General features: G+C 63.6%; 20 protein-coding genes. 11 read left to right on the top strand and 9 right to left on the bottom strand.

Annotated features, from left to right (window positions below):
* The first annotated feature begins 323 nt into the window (after nt 1-323).
* The 4 genes from AC1D1N_RS03355 (at nt 324) to AC1D1N_RS03340 (ending at nt 2,739) form a co-directional block, all read left to right on the top strand.
* Nucleotides 324-707: a RidA family protein gene (locus tag AC1D1N_RS03355; RefSeq protein WP_477346587.1), complete on the top strand. Its 384-nt coding sequence runs from the start codon at nt 324-326 to the stop codon at nt 705-707.
* A gap of 13 nt (nt 708-720) precedes the next feature.
* A complete protein-coding gene (locus tag AC1D1N_RS03350) occupies nt 721-1,071 on the top strand; it encodes a VOC family protein (protein WP_477346585.1) in 351 nt (116 codons plus the stop codon).
* Between the two features lie 80 nt (nt 1,072-1,151).
* Nucleotides 1,152-2,255 (top strand): 3-isopropylmalate dehydrogenase, encoded by a 1,104-nt coding sequence (gene leuB, locus AC1D1N_RS03345; protein WP_477346583.1) that lies wholly within the window; start codon nt 1,152-1,154, stop codon nt 2,253-2,255.
* 4 nt (nt 2,256-2,259) lie between these two features.
* Nucleotides 2,260-2,739 carry an N-acetyltransferase family protein gene (locus AC1D1N_RS03340; RefSeq protein ID WP_477346581.1) on the top strand — a complete coding sequence of 160 codons (480 nt, stop codon included), beginning with the start codon at nt 2,260-2,262 and terminating at the stop codon, nt 2,737-2,739.
* Here AC1D1N_RS03340 and AC1D1N_RS03335 read toward each other — a convergent pair.
* On the bottom strand, nt 2,736-3,449 hold the full coding sequence (locus AC1D1N_RS03335; protein WP_436262115.1) for a DUF805 domain-containing protein: 714 nt from the start codon (nt 3,447-3,449) through the stop codon (nt 2,736-2,738). The genes AC1D1N_RS03340 and AC1D1N_RS03335 overlap by 4 nt on opposite strands.
* A gap of 306 nt (nt 3,450-3,755) precedes the next feature.
* Nucleotides 3,756-5,591, bottom strand: a complete 1,836-nt coding sequence (locus tag AC1D1N_RS03330) for a DEAD/DEAH box helicase (protein ID WP_477346579.1) — start codon at nt 5,589-5,591, stop codon at nt 3,756-3,758.
* Between the two features lie 197 nt (nt 5,592-5,788).
* Here AC1D1N_RS03330 and AC1D1N_RS03325 point away from each other — a divergent pair, with 197 nt between their 5' ends.
* The 3 genes from AC1D1N_RS03325 to AC1D1N_RS03315 all read left to right on the top strand — a co-directional run bounded on the left by AC1D1N_RS03325 (nt 5,789) and on the right by AC1D1N_RS03315 (nt 7,778).
* Nucleotides 5,789-5,932, top strand: a complete 144-nt coding sequence (locus AC1D1N_RS03325) for a hypothetical protein (protein WP_477346577.1) — start codon at nt 5,789-5,791, stop codon at nt 5,930-5,932.
* Between the two features lie 107 nt (nt 5,933-6,039).
* Nucleotides 6,040-7,074 (top strand): aspartate-semialdehyde dehydrogenase, encoded by a 1,035-nt coding sequence (locus AC1D1N_RS03320; RefSeq protein WP_192251342.1) that lies wholly within the window; start codon nt 6,040-6,042, stop codon nt 7,072-7,074.
* Between the two features lie 245 nt (nt 7,075-7,319).
* The gene (locus tag AC1D1N_RS03315) at nt 7,320-7,778 is read left to right on the top strand and encodes an N-acetyltransferase family protein (RefSeq protein WP_477346575.1); all 459 of its coding nucleotides are present in this window, start codon (nt 7,320-7,322) and stop codon (nt 7,776-7,778) included.
* A 4-nt stretch (nt 7,779-7,782) separates the two neighbouring features.
* Here AC1D1N_RS03315 and AC1D1N_RS03310 read toward each other — a convergent pair whose 3' ends face one another.
* The gene (locus AC1D1N_RS03310) at nt 7,783-8,190 is read right to left on the bottom strand and encodes an ACT domain-containing protein (RefSeq protein ID WP_477346573.1); all 408 of its coding nucleotides are present in this window, start codon (nt 8,188-8,190) and stop codon (nt 7,783-7,785) included.
* Between the two features lie 259 nt (nt 8,191-8,449).
* Here AC1D1N_RS03310 and AC1D1N_RS03305 point away from each other — a divergent pair, with 259 nt between their 5' ends.
* The 3 genes from AC1D1N_RS03305 to AC1D1N_RS03295 all read left to right on the top strand — a co-directional run bounded on the left by AC1D1N_RS03305 (nt 8,450) and on the right by AC1D1N_RS03295 (nt 9,788).
* A complete protein-coding gene (locus AC1D1N_RS03305; RefSeq protein ID WP_477346571.1) occupies nt 8,450-8,860 on the top strand; it encodes a DoxX family protein in 411 nt (136 codons plus the stop codon).
* Between the two features lie 17 nt (nt 8,861-8,877).
* Entirely contained in the window at nt 8,878-9,405 is a 528-nt protein-coding gene (locus AC1D1N_RS03300) for an SRPBCC family protein (protein ID WP_477346569.1), read from the top strand.
* A gap of 119 nt (nt 9,406-9,524) precedes the next feature.
* Nucleotides 9,525-9,788, top strand: a complete 264-nt coding sequence (locus AC1D1N_RS03295) for a glycine zipper domain-containing protein (RefSeq protein ID WP_352586425.1) — start codon at nt 9,525-9,527, stop codon at nt 9,786-9,788.
* A 64-nt stretch (nt 9,789-9,852) separates the two neighbouring features.
* On the opposite strand, the gene rpsP is transcribed toward AC1D1N_RS03295, so the two are convergent.
* The 5 genes from rpsP to AC1D1N_RS03270 form a co-directional block, all read right to left on the bottom strand.
* Complete coding sequence (gene rpsP, locus AC1D1N_RS03290; protein WP_112560130.1) at nt 9,853-10,254, bottom strand: 30S ribosomal protein S16; 402 nt, start codon at nt 10,252-10,254, stop codon at nt 9,853-9,855.
* Nucleotides 10,255-10,359: 105 nt separating this feature from the next.
* Nucleotides 10,360-10,686, bottom strand: coding sequence for a chorismate mutase (locus AC1D1N_RS03285; protein ID WP_112560129.1), 327 nt, complete (start codon nt 10,684-10,686; stop codon nt 10,360-10,362).
* Between the two features lie 7 nt (nt 10,687-10,693).
* A complete protein-coding gene (gene ffh / locus AC1D1N_RS03280; RefSeq protein WP_112560128.1) occupies nt 10,694-12,301 on the bottom strand; it encodes a signal recognition particle protein in 1,608 nt (535 codons plus the stop codon).
* A gap of 308 nt (nt 12,302-12,609) precedes the next feature.
* Entirely contained in the window at nt 12,610-13,569 is a 960-nt protein-coding gene (locus AC1D1N_RS03275) for a lysostaphin resistance A-like protein (protein ID WP_477346567.1), read from the bottom strand.
* 186 nt (nt 13,570-13,755) lie between these two features.
* Complete coding sequence (locus AC1D1N_RS03270) at nt 13,756-14,160, bottom strand: hypothetical protein (protein ID WP_436262105.1); 405 nt, start codon at nt 14,158-14,160, stop codon at nt 13,756-13,758.
* A 245-nt stretch (nt 14,161-14,405) separates the two neighbouring features.
* Here AC1D1N_RS03270 and AC1D1N_RS03265 point away from each other — a divergent pair, with 245 nt between their 5' ends.
* Nucleotides 14,406-14,777, top strand: coding sequence for a hypothetical protein (locus AC1D1N_RS03265; protein WP_352556922.1), 372 nt, complete (start codon nt 14,406-14,408; stop codon nt 14,775-14,777).
* Here AC1D1N_RS03265 and AC1D1N_RS03260 read toward each other — a convergent pair.
* Nucleotides 14,761-15,984, bottom strand: a complete 1,224-nt coding sequence (locus AC1D1N_RS03260) for a GGDEF domain-containing protein (protein WP_477346564.1) — start codon at nt 15,982-15,984, stop codon at nt 14,761-14,763. The genes AC1D1N_RS03265 and AC1D1N_RS03260 overlap by 17 nt on opposite strands.
* Between the last annotated feature and the right edge of the window lie 125 nt (nt 15,985-16,109).

Below are 16,109 nucleotides of genomic sequence, written 5' to 3'. Positions count from 1 at the left end.
AGACCGCCGCGACTTCGTCATCCACGGGCGGAGCGACGCGCAGCGGAGCGCAGACCCGAGGATCCATGCCGTGACAGTTGCCGTAGAGTGCAACGTTGCAGAATTCTTCACCGTGGCAACGCACAGACGTCCCGGCATGGATCCTATGGTCTGCGCCGCGTCGCTTCGCTCCTTGCTTCGCCATAGGATGACGAAGCTGCGGAGGATTCGGCCAATCTCCGAAGTTGTGCATTACCTTCGTGACAACACTTCGCTCGGCTTGGCCCACGACCGGTTCGGCTCTCCTCTGCTAAACGAGCGCCTACGATTGCAAGGAGGCCCCCATGCGCAACCTCATCTCAACCGGTTCGCCCTTCGAAAAGACCGCCGGCTATTCGCGTGCGGTGGTGCAAGGCGACTGGTGTTTCGTGTCGGGAACCACCGGCTACGATTATGCGACGATGACCATGCCGGAGACGGTCGAGGCGCAGACGCGCAATTGTCTCGCCACCATCGCCAAGGCGCTTCGGGACGGCGGCTTCGAGATGGCCGATGTGGTGCGGGCGCATTATTACATCACCGACCAGGCCTTCGTGGATGTCGTCTTCCCGATCCTCGGCGAGGCATTCGGCGACATCCGCCCGGCGGCGACGATGATCGTGTGCCAGCTCAACAAGCCTGAGATGAAGATCGAGATCGAAGTCACGGCGCTGCGGCACACGGCATGAGGAGGCCAAAGCCATGACGGTCCGGCGCATCGTCGCCAATATCGGGACGCAGGACGCGGCAGCGGCGAAACGCTTCTATCAGGACGTGCTTGGCCTCGATGTGCTGATGGATCAGGGCTGGATCGTCACCTACGGTTCCGACGAACGGATGCAGGTGCAGATCAGCTTCATGGCTCAAGGCGGCTCGGGCACGCCGGTGCCGGACCTCTCCATTGAGGTCGATGATGTCGACGCGGCGCTCGACGCCATGAAGGCCGCCGGCTTCGCCATATCATACGGCCCGGCCGACGAGCCCTGGGGTGTGCGGCGCTTTTATGTGCGCGATCCGTTCGGCAGATTGGTCAATATTCTCTCGCATCGGTGATTGCGCTTCCAGGCTTGCATGCAGCCCGCTTGGCGTTTAGCAAGGCCGCGGTTTCTCCAAACAGTATCGGGACGGTTCTGATGGCTTCGAAAAATCTTCTCCTGCTCGCCGGCGACGGTATCGGCCCCGAGGCGATGGCCGAGGTGAAGAAGCTGATTGCGGCCATGAACGCCAAGCTGGGCAGCGGTTTTATCACCGATGAAGGCCTGGTCGGCGGCTGCGCCTACGATGCGCATGGCGCGGCGATTTCCGATGCCGACATGGCAAAGGCGATGGCGGCGGATGCCGTGCTGTTCGGCGCCGTCGGCGGACCGAAATGGGACAAGGTGCCTTATGAGGTGCGCCCCGAGGCCGGGCTTTTGCGGCTGCGCAAGGACATGGAGCTGTTCGCCAATCTGCGCCCGGCCATCTGCTATCCGGCGCTTGCCGCCTCGTCTTCGCTGAAGCAGGAGGTGGTCGAAGGCCTCGACATCCTGATCGTGCGCGAGCTCACCGGCGGCGTCTATTTCGGCGAGCCGAAGCAGATCATCGATCTCGGCAACGGCCAGAAGCGCGGCATCGACACCCAGGTCTACGACACGTTCGAGATCGAGCGCATTTCGGGTGTCGCCTTCGAGCTGGCGCGCACCCGCAAGAACCACGTCACGTCGATGGAAAAGCGCAACGTGATGAAATCCGGCGTGCTGTGGAACGAGGTCGTCACCCAGACCCACAAGGCCAGATACGTCGACGTCAAGCTCGACCACATGCTGGCTGATGCCGGCGGCATGCAGCTGGTGCGCTGGCCAAAACAATTCGACGTCATCGTCACCGACAATCTGTTCGGCGACATGCTGTCCGACATTGCCGCCATGCTGACGGGCTCGATCGGCATGCTGCCGTCGGCCTCGCTCGGCGCGCCTGACGTGAAGACCAAGAAGCGCAAGGCGCTGTACGAGCCGGTGCACGGTTCGGCGCCCGATATTGCCGGCCAGGGCATCGCCAACCCGATCGCCATGATCGCGTCTTTCGCCATGTGCCTGCGCTATTCCTTCGGGATGGTCGCCGAGGCAGACAAGCTCGAAGGCGCAATCGCTGCCGTGCTCGACGACGGCCTGCGCACCAAGGACATACTGTCCGAAGGCATGACCGAGGTCGGTACGGTCGAGATGGGCGATGCGATTATCGCCAAGTTCCTTGGCTGATCCGATGGCGGTCGACGTCCGCTGGGCGACGACCGACGACGCCGAAGCGCTTGCGACCGTACTTTGCGAGATGGCGACGCACTACCGGCAGGCGCCGCTCGATCATGGCCGGGCAAAGGCCACGGCGCGTAAATGGCTCGGCGATGAAAGCCCGGCCTATCCGCATTTCGCGCTTGCCTTCGCCGACGGCAAGGTTGCGGGCCTCGCCTCGGTAGCGATCGCCCATCCCGGCATCGATCTCGAACGACTGATGTTCCTGAAAGACCTGTTTGTGCGCGAGGATGCCCGCAACGCCGGCACCGGACGGGCGCTGCTCAGCTTTCTCGCCGGCCATTGCCTCAGGGAAGGAATCGGCCGCATAGACCTGACCACCGAAGACTGGAACGAGGGCGCGTTGCGTTTCTACGACCGGCTCGGCGCCGAACGGCACGGGCAGAAGGTGTTTCTCAGGCTGTCCGGTGATGCGCTAAGAAGAACTCTCTAAACTCTGACACCCTGCGGCACAGGCCCCCACTGGTTTTCGTGGCCCTGGGTCGGGATCAGTCCGAACACGATGATGGCCAGGGTGCCGAAGGTCGGCACGAGAATCAGCAGGACGAGCCAGCCGGTGAGGCCGATATCGTGCAGCCGGCGGACAATGAGGCCGAGCCAGGGCAGGAACGTCGCCAGCACAAACAGGCCCCAGACGCCGACCATCACGATCGGCCCGTTGCCGTCATTGAAATTGCCTATCGTCTGGTCGGTGAGGGCGCCGACCAGACCGACCAGGATGAAGCTGACGGTCCAGAATAGGCAGTAGGCCCAGAATTCCTTGCGGCGGGCGCGCTCGGCGAAGTTGATGTAGTTGCGCGTCACGCCCCGCCAGAAATAACCCGGCAGTCCGCTATCGTGGACCGCGCCACCTTCAGCCAGGCGGCCGAAATGCTGCGGCTGCGGCGCGGCTGAAGCGGCGGCGGGCTTGGGTGGCGCGGTGCTTGCCGCTGGAGCTGCGGTCGCCGCCGCGGCGGCCTGGGCACGGATTGAGAAAACGTCGCGCGCCTGGCCGCTGGCCGGCAGGAACTCGACCACCGCGCCCTTGGCAATCACCGTATCGCGGCGCAGATCCTCGCGCGCGAATGTATAGCGGTTGCCGTCGGCTCCGGTGATGAACCCGAAGCCTTGGGCCTCGTCATAGTGAAGAACTTCGCCGCGCATTTAGCCCACCCCCGTGTTGGGATAGACTGTTCAAAGTTGCGAAGGACTGCAAGGGGGTGGCTTCGCCTGTTCAGCGATGGCGCTGCCCCTCACCTGCCTGCCGGCATCCTCTCCCCGTAAACGGGGCGAGGGACGCTGTCATCGGTGATTTCGCCAATCGCCAGCGGTGCAAGGAGGGTGCCATGGCTGCAGCCAGCCCCTTCTCCCCGTCACTATACGGGGAGAAGTGCCCGGCAGGGCGATGAGGGGCGGCGCCGGCTTTCTGTAGTTGACGCCACGGCCCCTGCCCGTCTGGCTCCCGAGAGACTACTCCGGCCGCTTCTTCGGCTTCTTGTTCTTCGGCGGTCCAGCCTTGTCGAATTTCGGTTTGCCGGCCCACGGCTTTGCGTCGCCGGCGGGGCGCTTCTCGAATTTCGGCTTGTGCGCAGTTTGCGGCGCCTCGAACGGGCGCTTGCCGCGATGCGGCTTCTTGTCGGGCTTGGGCGCCTGGTAGCCGGCGCGCGACAGGTCGGGCGTGCCGTCCAGGCGCTTCACAACGATGTTGCCCTGCAGCTTTTTGTCAGGGCCGATGGCGGCGAGGAAGCGGTCGGCCCAATCGGCCGCAATCTGCACGAAGGTTTCTTCCTGCTGCATCTTGATGGCGCCGATTTCGCGCTTGGAGATGTTGCCGGTGCGGCACAGCATCGGGATCAGCCAGCGCGGCTCGGCGTTCTGCCGCCGTCCGATCGACAGCGAGAACCATACGCTGTCCCCGAAATCGTCGCGACGGCTGGGCGCCTCATCCCGGCGTTCGAACTTTTCGCCCGACGGTTTTTCACGCGATGGCGTGAACGGCGCTACGTCCATGAGATCCTCGGGCGCCGAGCGGCTGGCGCGGCACTGGCGCACGAAAGCGGCTGCCACCTGTTCGGCGCCGTGCTTGGCCAGAAGCGCGTCGATGAAGCCGCGCTCGTCATCGGCCACCGGCTCGTCGAAAGCCGGATCGGCAAGGATCCGCTCGTCGTCGCGCTTGATGACGTCGTCGGCCGAGGGCGGGCTCGCCCAAGTCGCCTTAAGCCCGGCATTCTGCAGCAGCCGCTCGGTGCGCTTGCGGGCGCCGTTGGGCACGATCAGCGCGCTGACGCCCTTGCGTCCGGCACGACCGGTGCGGCCGCTGCGGTGCAGCAGCGTTTCCGGATTGGTCGGCAAATCCGCGTGGATGACCAGTTCGAGATTGGGCAGGTCGATGCCGCGCGCGGCGACATCCGTTGCGATGCAGACCTTGGCGCGGCCGTCGCGCATCGCCTGCAGCGCATGGCTGCGCTCATTCTGGCTGAGCTCACCCGACAGCGCCACGACGGAAAAATTGCGGTTGTTGAAGCGCGCGGTCAGATGGTTGACGGCGGCGCGGGTGTTGCAGAACACCAGCGCGTTCTTCGCCTCGTAGAAGCGCAGCACATTGATGATGGCGTTCTCGCGGTCGGGGTAGGCGACATTCAGCGCCCGGTACTCGATGTCGAGATGCTGCTTTTCCTCGCCTCCGGCCGAGATGCGCACGGCATCGCGCTGATAGCCCTGCGCCAGCGTGGCGATCGAGCGCGGCACGGTGGCCGAAAACATCAGCGTGCGGCGCTGGGCAGGTGCTGCGTCGAGGATGAATTCGAGGTCTTCGCGAAAGCCGAGATCGAGCATCTCGTCGGCTTCGTCCAGCACCACGGCCTTCAGCGCCGACATGTCGAGCGAATTGCGGGTGATGTGGTCGCGCAGCCGGCCGGGCGTGCCGACGACGATATGGGCACCACGCTCCAGCACGCGCCGTTCGGAGCGCATATCCATGCCGCCGACGCAGGAAGCGACAGTCGCGCCGGTCGGCGCGTAGAGCCATTGCAGCTCGCGCGTGACTTGCAAGGCCAGCTCGCGGGTCGGCGCCACCGCCAATGCCAAAGGCACGCCAGCCGGGCCAAAGCGCTCGGCGCCTCCAAGCAGCGTCGGCGCCAATGCCAGGCCGAAGGCGACGGTCTTGCCGGATCCGGTCTGCGCCGACACCAGCGCGTCAGCCTCGCCGAGCTCGAGCACCGCCTTCTGCACCGGCGTCAGCTCGACATAGCCACGTTTTTCCAGCGCCTCTGCCAGCGCAGGAACGATACCTTCGAAATTGGACATGTTACTCTTTCGGAATTCGGATTCTGTATGCCCGGCAATGGGTCATCCGTCGGCGAGCGCCATCAGCGCCACAAGCCCAACGATCTTGGCCGTTCGTACTTCTTGCCGCCGCCAATGTACAGGGCACGCAAGTGCCTCGCTGCAATTGACTCCTGACGCAAACCGCGTAAAAGCCGGCATCGAACGGGATCATTTCGATGCGCGGCCTTCTGATGGCGCTTCTTGCATTCGACTTCCCCGGCTACAATCATCTGGCCGGGCGCGTTCGCGCGTCTTACCGTTCAACCAAAACCGCATTCTGGGCCGATAAAACTGGCAAAACCACCACCAAAACGGTGTGATTCCCTTGGCCTAACCACCCTCTCCCGGGTCCGGCCCGGGGGACGGAACCCGCATTGGCCGGCGGGTTTTCTCCAAAAACCAAGCGGAGAGGGACAGGAGATTTCGAATGAGTTTCAAGGTTGCAGTAGTCGGCGCCACGGGCAATGTGGGCCGCGAAATGCTCAACATACTGGAAGAGCGCGGCTTTCCGGTAAGCGAAGTCGTGGCACTGGCCTCGCGGCGCAGCCAAGGCACCGAGGTGTCGTTCGGCGACCGGACGCTGAAGGTCAAGACGCTCGACCAGTATGATTTTTCCGACACCGACATCTGCATCATGTCGGCCGGCGGCAATGTCTCCAAGGAATGGTCGCCGAAGATCGGCAAGCAGGGCTGCGTCGTCATCGATAATTCGTCGGCGTTCCGCTACGATCAGGACGTGCCGCTGATCGTGCCGGAAGTGAACCCGGACGCGATCTCGCTGTTTTCGCGCAAGAACATCATCGCCAACCCGAACTGCTCGACGGCGCAGCTGGTCGTGGCGCTGAAGCCGCTGCATGACTTCGCCACCATCAAGCGCGTCGTCGTCGCCACCTACCAGTCGGTGTCGGGCGCCGGCAAGGAAGGCATGGACGAGCTGTTCACGCAGACGCGCGCGGTGTTCGTCGCCGACCAGGTCGACGTCAAGAAGTTCACCAAGCGCATCGCCTTCAACGTCATTCCGCATATCGACGTCTTCCTCGACGACGGTTTCACCAAGGAAGAGTGGAAGATGGTCGCCGAGACCAAGAAGATGCTCGATCCCAAGATCAAGCTGACGGCGACCTGCGTGCGCGTGCCGGTGTTCATCGGCCATTCGGAAGCGGTCAACATCGAGTTCGAAAAGCCGATCACCGCCGACGAGGCGCGCGACATCCTGCGCGAAGCGCCGGGATGCCAGGTCTTGGACAAGCGCGAGGACGGCGGCTACATCACGCCGCTGGAATCGGCCGGCGAGGACGCCACCTTCATCTCGCGCATCCGCGAGGATTCGACCATCGACAACGGCCTGTCGATGTGGATCGTCGCCGACAATCTGCGCAAGGGCGCGGCGCTCAATGCGGTGCAGATCGCCGAACTGCTGGTCGAGCGCGGCCTGATCCAGCCGAAGAAGAAGGCGGCCTGACGGCGGTCTAGTTTTCGCTCACGGGCCGTATCGCCGCTGCCGCGGCGGGCCCTCCGCGGGGCGCCGGAAAGCCGGCGGCCCGCAGTCGCGGGCTCGGCCTTCGGCCGGGCAGCCTCTTCCTTCTCCCCTTGTGGGGTCCGAAGGACGGGGCGAGACCCGCGGCTCGCCCCCGGGCGGTGGATCGGCGCGCAGCGCCGAGACGGTTGAGGGGTGTTCCAGCGGAGTGAGACGTTGGCGTTCTCTTCATGACTAGCACTCAGCCTGCAGACATTATCCTGCGTCCCGCGGTTAGCCCCGACGCTGCTGCCATCGCCATTATCATGCGGGCAGCGCTTGGTTCGTTCGACTGGATGCCGGTCATCCACACGCCAGCCGAGGACCTTGCGTTCATCCGCGACATCGTGCTGCCGCGGCAGCAGGTGACGGTCGCCGAGGTCGACAAGGCAATTGTCGGCTTCATTGCCGCCAGCGGCGATTGGGTGGAGCAACTCTATCTCGACCCGGACTGGATGGGCCAAGGCATCGGCAACCGGCTGTTGACGCAAGCGACCGCCGCGCTGCCCGTGGTGAAGCTACACTGCTTCCAGTCCAACACCGGCGCCCGGCGCTTCTACGAGCGTCACGCCTTTCGCGCCGAGGCATTCGGCGATGGCACGACCAACGAAGAAGGCCTGCCGGATATTTTTTACGTGCGCCGAGCCTGATAGCTCAGCCGGCACTGTCCCTGGCCAATTGACGTAACAACTCCATCGCTTCCTCGGCCCGGTCGGCGGGCACGAACAGATGGTCGTGATAAAAGGCCGAGACCGGATTGACGCCCATGCCGGCGGCGGCCAGGCGGGCGGTGATGGCGGCGAGGAAGCCGACGGCGTCCAGCGACGAATGGATGTTCAGCGTGATCATCCGGCAGCGGAACGAAGCGGCCAGCCCTGCGGCACGGGCTGCATCCTCGGTGAGGATCAACGTCAGGCCTTCGCGCTCGCGAAAAATCATCACCGGGTCGAGGCCTTCCGGCTGCGCAGCGCCGGGTGCCAAGGTGACGAACACATAAACGCCTGGCAGCAATTGCGGCGTCATCGCCGCCAGCAGCTTTTTCAGATCGGTCTCGCCCGTCATTCGCTCGTCTCTCGCCCAGCCCATCAATACCCGTCACTGGCGAACGCCGATAGTCTGAGCGGCACACGTTCCGTGATCTAAGATGGAAGGACAGCACTCCCTCTGCCTGCCGGGCAGGCGGTGGAAAGAACCGGCGGAAAAACAAGACCTTGCCATCCTTCAGATCAAAAAGAATCCCTGTCCTGTAGGATCGCTGCCTCATGCAGCGTCCTTGGTTCGAAGCCAGCAAACGGCTCAAATCACCTAGGAGGGAACACCCGTGAGCATTTCTCAAACCACGCCCGTCTCGCCGGGCACCTTGTGGATCGGCCGCGTGCTCAGCGGTCTCATTATCCTGTTCATGATCTTCGATGGCGTCATCAAGCTGCCGCCGCTCGATGTCGTCACCCAGACCATGGTGCCGCTCGGCTGGCCGGGTGACGCCAATGTCGCGCGTATGCTCGGCATCATCGGGCTAATCTCGACGGCGCTCTACGCGCTGCCGCGCACCTCGGTGCTCGGCGCCATCCTGCTCACCGGCTATCTCGGCGGCGCCATCGCCACCAATATGCGCGTCGGCAGCCCGTTGTTCTCGCACACGCTGTTCGGCGTCTATCTCGGCATCATCCTGTGGAGCGGCCTGTATCTGCGCGACCCAAGGGTGCGCGCCCTGATCCCGTTCAGCGAATAAGCGCAAAGGAGAAAGAGATGTTCAGCACCATCCTCATCATCCTGGTCGTCATCATCGCCGCCGTCCTTGTCTATGCCGCGACACGGCCGAGTGATTTCGTCACCAGCCGCACGGCCAGCATCAAGGCCGCGCCGGAAGCGATCTTTCCGCTGATCAACGATTTCAAGCGCTGGCCCGAATGGTCGCCCTATGAAAAGCTCGACCCGGAGATGAAGCGCACGCTGTCCGGCGGCGAAAGCGGCAAGGGCGCGGCCTATGCCTGGGAAGGCAATGCCAAGGCCGGCAAGGGGCGCATGGAGATCGTCAATTCCGTGCCGTCCTCGCTGGTGTCGCTGAAACTCGACTTCGAGAAGCCGTTCCGGGCCAACAACAGCGTCGACTTCACCCTGAAGCCGGCCAGTGACACCACCAGCGTCACCTGGGCGATGCGCGGCAGCCGGCCCTTCATTGCCAAGCTGATGGGCTTGTTCATGAATTTCGACACGCTGATCGGCAAGGATTTCGAGACGGGCCTCGCCAACCTGAAAAGGGCGACCGAGAAATAGGACGAGCCGCACCGGCCGGATGGGCCGGAACGCATCGTTGCCTCCAATGGATCAATTCACGGTGTCATGCGTTGTCGAGCCAAGGCGCGTGGAGGCGCTTTCCGTTTGGAGGAACGACAATGAAGAAAATTCTTACCATTCTGGTCTTGGCAACGGCGCTCGGCGCCTGTTCGCAAACGGAAAAAGGCGCGGCTGTCGGCGGCCTGGGCGGAGCGGCCATAGGCGCTGCGGTCGCAAATGATCCCGTGGAAGGGGCCGTCGTTGGCGGCGCGGTTGGTGCCGTTGCAGGAGCACTGATCGGCCGGGCCAACGAACCGGACCGTTGCCGCTATCGGGACCGCTATGGGCGTGTCTATATCGCTCGCTGCCCGGATGGCTATTAAGCGGACGTCAACGAAAAACGGCGGGCCTTGGCCCGCCGTTTTCTTAAAGCGATGAAGCGAATGCTTACTCGGCGGTGGCGGCTTCCGCCTCGGCCGGGGCCGCGGCAGCGGCGGCAACGGCTGCTGCTGCGTCTTCCTGTGCCTTCTTCAGCAGAGCGGCGCGTTCCTGCGCCTTCTTGCCCGGCTCGGCCTTCTTCGGGTTGGAGCGGGCTTCGCGCTTGAGCAGGCCGGCCTCGTCGAGGAAGCGCAGAACGCGGTCGGTCGGCTGGGCGCCGTGCGACAGCCAGTGCTTGACGCGGTCGGCGTCGACCTTGACACGCTCGCCGTCCTTCGGCAGCAGCGGGTTCCACGAGCCGATCGACTCGATGAACCGGCCGTCGCGCGGCGAACGGGCGTCGGCGATGACGACGTGGTAGTAAGGACGCTTCTTCGAGCCCGCACGGGCCAGTCTGATCTTCAGTGCCATTTCATTTCTCCTAAAAGCTCTGATTTCATTGATAGGGTGTGGCTTTTGTCTTGTGCAGGTCGTTATCCCAAAACCGCTGCGCACTTTTGGGCGACATGCACTTACTTAGCCGGCTTTGCTTGCGCCGTTGGACGCGGCGATCTGCTCATGATGGCGGATCACTTCGCGGACGACGAAGTTGAGGAATTTTTCCGCGAAATCGGGGTCGAGATGGGCATCCTTCGCCAGCTGGCGAAGGCGGGTGATCTGCTGCTGCTCACGCGCCGGGTCGGCCGGCGGCAGGCCATGCTCGGCCTTCAGAACGCCGACCGCCTTGGTGCAGCGGAAGCGCTCGGCCAGCATGTGGATGAGGGCGGCATCGATGTTGTCGATCGAAGCGCGATAGCCGGCCAAGATGATGCGGGCGTCGGCCATGTCCTTTTCTTCGTTCATAGCGTCCTCACTTCTTCTTCCCAAGCCCGGGCAGTCCGCCGCCGCCAAGGCCGGGAAGCCCCGGAAGTTTCATGCCACCAGGCAGACCCGGCAGGCCACCGCCGCCAGGAAGGCCACTGGGCAGGCCCTTCATGCCGCCAAGGCCGGCGGCCTGCGCCTGCTTCTGCAAGGCTTCGAGCTGCTTGGGGTCCATCTTGGAGAGGTCTGGCATGCCGCCACCCATCATACCCCCGGGGCCACCAGGCATCATGCCGCCGAGGCCCATCTTGGAGGCCAGGCCGCCCATCATGCCGCGCATCAGGCCGCCGCCTTTGCCCTTGCCGCCCATCGCCTTCATCATGTCGGCCATACCGCGATGCATCTTCAAGAGCTTGTTGATTTCGGCGGCGTCGGTGCCGGAACCGGCGGCAATGCGCTTCTTGCGCGAGTGTTTCAAAATATCGGGATTGGCGCGCTCGGCCTTGGTCATCGACGAGATGATGGCGAGTTGGCGGCCGAACATCTTGTCGTCGAGGCCGGCGGCGGCCATCTGGTCCTTCATCTTGCCCATGCCGGGCATCATACCCATGATGCCGCCCATGCCGCCCATTTTCGACATTTGCTGAAGCTGGCCGGCAAGGTCGTTCAGATCGAACTTGCCCGACTGCATCTTCTTGGCCATCGCCGCCGCCTGCTCGGCGTCGATGTTTTCAGCAGCCTTTTCGACCAGCGAAACGATGTCGCCCATGCCGAGGATGCGGTCGGCAATGCGCTTGGGATGGAATTCCTCCAGCCCGTCCATCTTTTCGCCGGTGCCGATCAGCTTGATCGGCTTGCCGGTGACGGCGCGCATCGAAAGGGCGGCACCGCCACGGCCGTCGCCATCCATGCGGGTCAGCACCAGGCCGGTTATGCCGACGCGTTCGTCGAAGCTCTTGGCCAGGTTGACGGCGTCCTGGCCGGTCAGCGAATCTGCGACCAGCAGGATCTCGTGCGGGCTCGACACCTTCTTGATGTCGGCCATCTCGACCATCAGCGGCTCGTCAATGTGGGTACGGCCGGCGGTGTCGAGGATGACGACGTCGTGGCCGCCGAGCTTGGCCGCCTGCACGGCGCGCCGTGCGATGTCGACCGGGTTCTGGCCGGATATGACCGGCAGCGTCGCCACCTTGACCTGCTCGCCGAGCTGGCGGAGCTGCTCCTGCGCGGCGGGACGCCGCGTGTCGAGCGAGGCCATCAGGACCTTCTTGTTCTGGCGCTCGGTCAGCCGCTTGGCGATCTTGGCCGAGGTCGTCGTCTTGCCGGAGCCCTGCAGGCCGACCATCATGATGACGACGGGGGCCGGCGCGTTGAGGTCGATGGCGACGCCCTCGGCGCCCAGCATGTCGACCAGCTCGTCATGGACGATCTTGACGACCATCTGCCCCGGCTTGATCGACTTGACGACGGCGGCGCCGACGGCCTTCTCGCGCACCTTGTCGGTGAAGGAACGCACCACTTCCAGTGCCACGTCCGCCTCGAGCAGCGCACGGCGCACCTCGCGCAGCGCTGCCGAGACATCAGCCTCCGACAGTGCGCCGCGGCCGGTCAGGCCGTTCAGGATGGAGCCAAGGCGCTCCTGAAGTGATTCAAACATTCTGTTTCCTTTTCTCAGGCACCCGGATGGTGCCCGAGAGGTAATGCGTTCGCGCCAAGTGTCCAAACAAAAGAGCTTGTCCAAACAAAAGCCGGGCAAGCGCAAAGCCAAAAAGCACCCGGGGGCGCTCAGCGCTGCCGGGTGTTGGCCTCCAGGATCTGTTTATAGCACCCACCTCAAAGAGGTTTTGGCGTCCTGGTCGGCTTGCTCGGAGGGATACTCGTCGCGGAATTCGGGGCGTGTAGACAGGAAATCGGCGGAAGAGTCAAGACTTGGGCGGCCTGCCGGGTCTCTGCGCCGATCCTGGCTCAGTTCACCCTGGCTGCATCCCGAAGGTCTGTCGTGACCTTCAGCGGCGAGCGCGGGTGCAGGAGCAGCAGGATCGTCAGCAAGGTGCAGACGATGCCGATCGCGGCGATGATGACCGCATCCGTCGTCGTCCAGTCGGGGCCTTCCAGCGGCTTGGCGTTGAACAGGGCGAAGGAATTGTAGCTCTGCTGGTGCGAGATTAGCAGGAAACCGGTGAGATTGTTGCCGAGATGGGCACCGAAGGCGGTGCCGAGATTGCCGGTGACATAGACCACCAGCGTCAACAGCAGAGCGAAGGCGGCGATCGAGGCGAGCACACAGGCGTTGATGGCGGGGCTCGAATCCGGGCTCCAATGCAAGGAGGTGAACAGCAAGGCGGGCAGCAGTGCCCAGACGTACGGGCTCTCGAAGCGCCTGGCCAGGCCGCGCAGCAGATAGCCGCGAAACAGCATCTCCTCGGACGAAGTCTGCAGCAGCGCCAGCGCCACGATCGGGATCAGGAACAGCAGCCAGGTCGACAGGCTGATCGCGCCGCGCGCGATTTCGGGCTGCAGGAAATAGAGCAGGACTTCGGAGAGCGCCGAGGTGATCAGCACCGCGATCAGGCCCTTGACGAAGCCTTGCCGGGAGACGCGGCGGCTGGCGCCAAAGAGCGCGGTCAGCGGCTCGCCATGGACGAAGCGCATGGCAAGCCACAGGCCGAGCCAGATACCGGCAAACGAGGTGAGCGCGGTGAGTATCCCGATGGGCGAGGCCAGAAAGCCCTGTAGCGGCCCGCGCGGATCGCCCGGCAATACACGCCAAATGATGGCGAGATAGGTGCCGCCAAGCACCACCACCAAAGTGATCGCCACCCAGAACAGGACGACGATGGCCGTTCCGATTATCAGGCGCGGCAGGTTGGTCTTTTCGGTAGCCGTGTTGCGATAGCGCTCGAAGGCGGTTGGATCTGATATCACGCGAATTCCTCTGCCGAACGCATCGGGTCGCATGATCTAGGGGATCGGCGTCTTGCGCGCAATTGCTCCCGCATTCCTGCCGGCAGGACGACATACGAAACATCTATGGGATCGGCGAAAGCCGCTATTGCCGACGCGATCTGCCGTTCGCAAGCCGCCTTACCTGAAATATCCGCGCATCCGGAGTCAGCGTTTGCAGGTCACCGGCGTCTTCCCACCCTTCATCACCAGCGCCTCGCGTCCGTCGATCACGATTGCGTCATGGGCCGCGCCATACCGGCTGTTCTGGTTGGCGGGGGAGGCCGGCAGATCCTCGGCAGTGCCGTCGGGGCTGAGCACGTGCAGCGATGTGCCGAGATTCTCGATGGTGATCCTGCCGCCACCGGCGCAATTGTAGGTCGCGGTGCGCGGTTGCGGCGCGGCTGTTTCGACAGCGATGGGGGCAGCGGTCACAGGTGCGCCGGGGGCCATCGAGACGGCGGGAGCGGCAGCGCTTGCGGCCTTCGGCGCGTTGTTTTGCGGCACGCAGGCAACTGTGCTCAGCAAGGCAACAAGCGCGAGCGTTATCCGATAGGCCCGGCGTAACGCCATGTGATTGTCCTCCGCGCGGGAAACTAGCCGCGATGCTGCGCCAGGATCAAGCTCACCGGGCGTCGTTCCAATTTCCGGTCGATGGTGCGGTCAAGCATGGCCGAAAGATGGCCGGCGGGTTTTCCAACCCGTCGGATATTAACCATGTTTGACGAGAGATCGCCGTTGGAAGCACCTGCCCTCTTAACAAAGGTTAATAAAAGGTTAATTTCCGATTCGAACGGGTCCAGAGCAGAGAGGACACCATGCTTTCGAATTCAGGAAGAACGCGCCTTGCGGTGCTTGTGCTGGCGACAGCCAGTCTCGGCTTCGCTGCCCCGGCAATGGCCTGGTCGCGTCATCATGACCGCGTCTATGCCGATTCCTTCGGCAATCTCGTCATCGACAGCGCCGCCGGCTACAAGCGCATCATCGTCGGCGAAGGCAAACTGGCCAAGAAATTGTCCGACTACACGAGCGCCGACCAGCCGGAAGCAGAACCGGAAGTCCTTTATGAAGATGAGGCAGATCACATCTCCAGACGTGGCTGCTATCAGCCGCCGGTGTTCGTGAAGGGCCGCTCCTATATGTACGGCCTCTCCGACGGCGAGATGCCCAACCTCAGCCCTTGCCGCTAGACCAATCGCTATGGTCGGCCTTTGTGGCCGGCTGTCGTACGATGGTTAGCCCGGTCGAGACGCGGACGCAGTTGCGGCCGCTGCCTTTGGCCTGATAGAGCGCATCGTCGGCGCGCCGTAGCAGGTCGGAGAAATATTCCCCCGCATGAAGTTCGGCGACGCCGAAGCTGGCGCTGCAGCGGTGGTCGGCTGGCAGGCCCTCGATCGGCAAAGCGCCGAAGGCGCTGCGCGTTCCCTCGGCAAACAGCCTAGCGGCGGCAAGGTTGGTGCCCGGCAGGATAATGGCGAACTCCTCGCCGCCGATGCGGCCGGCGACATGATGGTCGGCAGCGGCATCGCGCAGGAATCCCGCAAAGGTCTCGATGACGCGGTCGCCGAAGGCATGGCCAAAACTGTCGTTGATGCCCTTGAAATAATCGAGATCGGCAATGACCAGCGCCACAGGAACGCCGCGGCGCGTGGCGTCGCGCAACGCCAGCTTGGCATGGCGCTCGAAGCCGCCGCGATTGAGCAGCTGCGAGAGCATGTCAGTTTCCGACTTGGACGTCGCCTCGGCCAGCACGTCGCGAACCAGCACGGCCAGTATTAGAAGCGCGAGCGCCAGCGCAAACACGGTACCCAGCGACTGCGAGACCAAGGCGTAGCTGCTCTGCAGATAGGACTGCGGGTTGGCGCCCCAGCCGCCCAGAACCCCGGCAATGAATGGCTTTGAGGCGAACTGCACCGCACTGGCGGCCAGGACAGTCATCAAAATGGTGTCGAGCCACCCGCGCCTTTGCCTGGACGACCAGACGATGGCCAGCCCGGTGAATTGCATGGCGGCATAGGGAAGCTGGTAGGCCATCATGCGGACAAGCGATTGCCGCGGCAGGTCCTGCACGAAATAGACAGCGACGGTGGCGAAGACCAGGAAGAACAGCATCGGCACCCAAGGCGGCGTCACACCGTATTTGCGGGCGAGCCCGCCATTGAAGGCGATGGTGGCGGCGAGGAAAACAGCAAAGGCGGCGACAACTGGGGGCCGCGCATTGGCGAAGGCCGGGATGCTGAACTCGATGACACAATAGACTATGCCCAGGACATAGCCGAACGCCAGCCAGCGCGCCGCCGCACGACCGACGCCATGAACAGCGATCGTCATGAAGGCCGCGGCCAGCAGGGCGGCAACGCACATGTTGATGACAAGAATGACGTCTGCGCTGCTCATGGCCTCTTTCGCGCCCGGGCCGACAGCAAATCATCGACGGGCGAAAAAGACGTTAACGCCGCCCTTTCGAGCATGATCCCGAAAAGTGGCATCCGGTTTTCGGCTAAGATCATGCTCAAACAAAT

The sequence above is a fragment of the Mesorhizobium sp. P2_B5 genome (assembly GCF_056404775.1).
This window is presented reverse-complemented; position numbering and strand designations above follow the sequence as displayed.

What these genes read in the sequence shown, in the direction of transcription:
- leuB (WP_477346583.1), top strand. Translation starts at nt 1,152, where the DNA reads ATGGCTTCGAAAAATCTTCTCCTGCTCGCCGGCGACGGTATCGGCCCC.
- AC1D1N_RS03325 (WP_477346577.1), top strand. Translation starts at nt 5,789, where the DNA reads ATGCGCGGCCTTCTGATGGCGCTTCTTGCATTCGACTTCCCCGGCTAC.
- AC1D1N_RS03330 (WP_477346579.1), bottom strand. Translation starts at nt 5,591, where the DNA reads ATGTCCAATTTCGAAGGTATCGTTCCTGCGCTGGCAGAGGCGCTGGAA.
- AC1D1N_RS03310 (WP_477346573.1), bottom strand. Translation starts at nt 8,190, where the DNA reads ATGACGGGCGAGACCGATCTGAAAAAGCTGCTGGCGGCGATGACGCCG.
- AC1D1N_RS03300 (WP_477346569.1), top strand. Translation starts at nt 8,878, where the DNA reads ATGTTCAGCACCATCCTCATCATCCTGGTCGTCATCATCGCCGCCGTC.
- AC1D1N_RS03260 (WP_477346564.1), bottom strand. Translation starts at nt 15,984, where the DNA reads ATGAGCAGCGCAGACGTCATTCTTGTCATCAACATGTGCGTTGCCGCC.
- ffh (WP_112560128.1), bottom strand. Translation starts at nt 12,301, where the DNA reads ATGTTTGAATCACTTCAGGAGCGCCTTGGCTCCATCCTGAACGGCCTG.
- AC1D1N_RS03335 (WP_436262115.1), bottom strand. Translation starts at nt 3,449, where the DNA reads ATGCGCGGCGAAGTTCTTCACTATGACGAGGCCCAAGGCTTCGGGTTC.
- AC1D1N_RS03340 (WP_477346581.1), top strand. Translation starts at nt 2,260, where the DNA reads ATGGCGGTCGACGTCCGCTGGGCGACGACCGACGACGCCGAAGCGCTT.
- AC1D1N_RS03315 (WP_477346575.1), top strand. Translation starts at nt 7,320, where the DNA reads ATGACTAGCACTCAGCCTGCAGACATTATCCTGCGTCCCGCGGTTAGC.
- AC1D1N_RS03355 (WP_477346587.1), top strand. Translation starts at nt 324, where the DNA reads ATGCGCAACCTCATCTCAACCGGTTCGCCCTTCGAAAAGACCGCCGGC.
- AC1D1N_RS03285 (WP_112560129.1), bottom strand. Translation starts at nt 10,686, where the DNA reads ATGAACGAAGAAAAGGACATGGCCGACGCCCGCATCATCTTGGCCGGC.
- AC1D1N_RS03265 (WP_352556922.1), top strand. Translation starts at nt 14,406, where the DNA reads ATGCTTTCGAATTCAGGAAGAACGCGCCTTGCGGTGCTTGTGCTGGCG.
- rpsP (WP_112560130.1), bottom strand. Translation starts at nt 10,254, where the DNA reads ATGGCACTGAAGATCAGACTGGCCCGTGCGGGCTCGAAGAAGCGTCCT.
- AC1D1N_RS03350 (WP_477346585.1), top strand. Translation starts at nt 721, where the DNA reads ATGACGGTCCGGCGCATCGTCGCCAATATCGGGACGCAGGACGCGGCA.
- AC1D1N_RS03320 (WP_192251342.1), top strand. Translation starts at nt 6,040, where the DNA reads ATGAGTTTCAAGGTTGCAGTAGTCGGCGCCACGGGCAATGTGGGCCGC.
- AC1D1N_RS03295 (WP_352586425.1), top strand. Translation starts at nt 9,525, where the DNA reads ATGAAGAAAATTCTTACCATTCTGGTCTTGGCAACGGCGCTCGGCGCC.
- AC1D1N_RS03270 (WP_436262105.1), bottom strand. Translation starts at nt 14,160, where the DNA reads ATGGCGTTACGCCGGGCCTATCGGATAACGCTCGCGCTTGTTGCCTTG.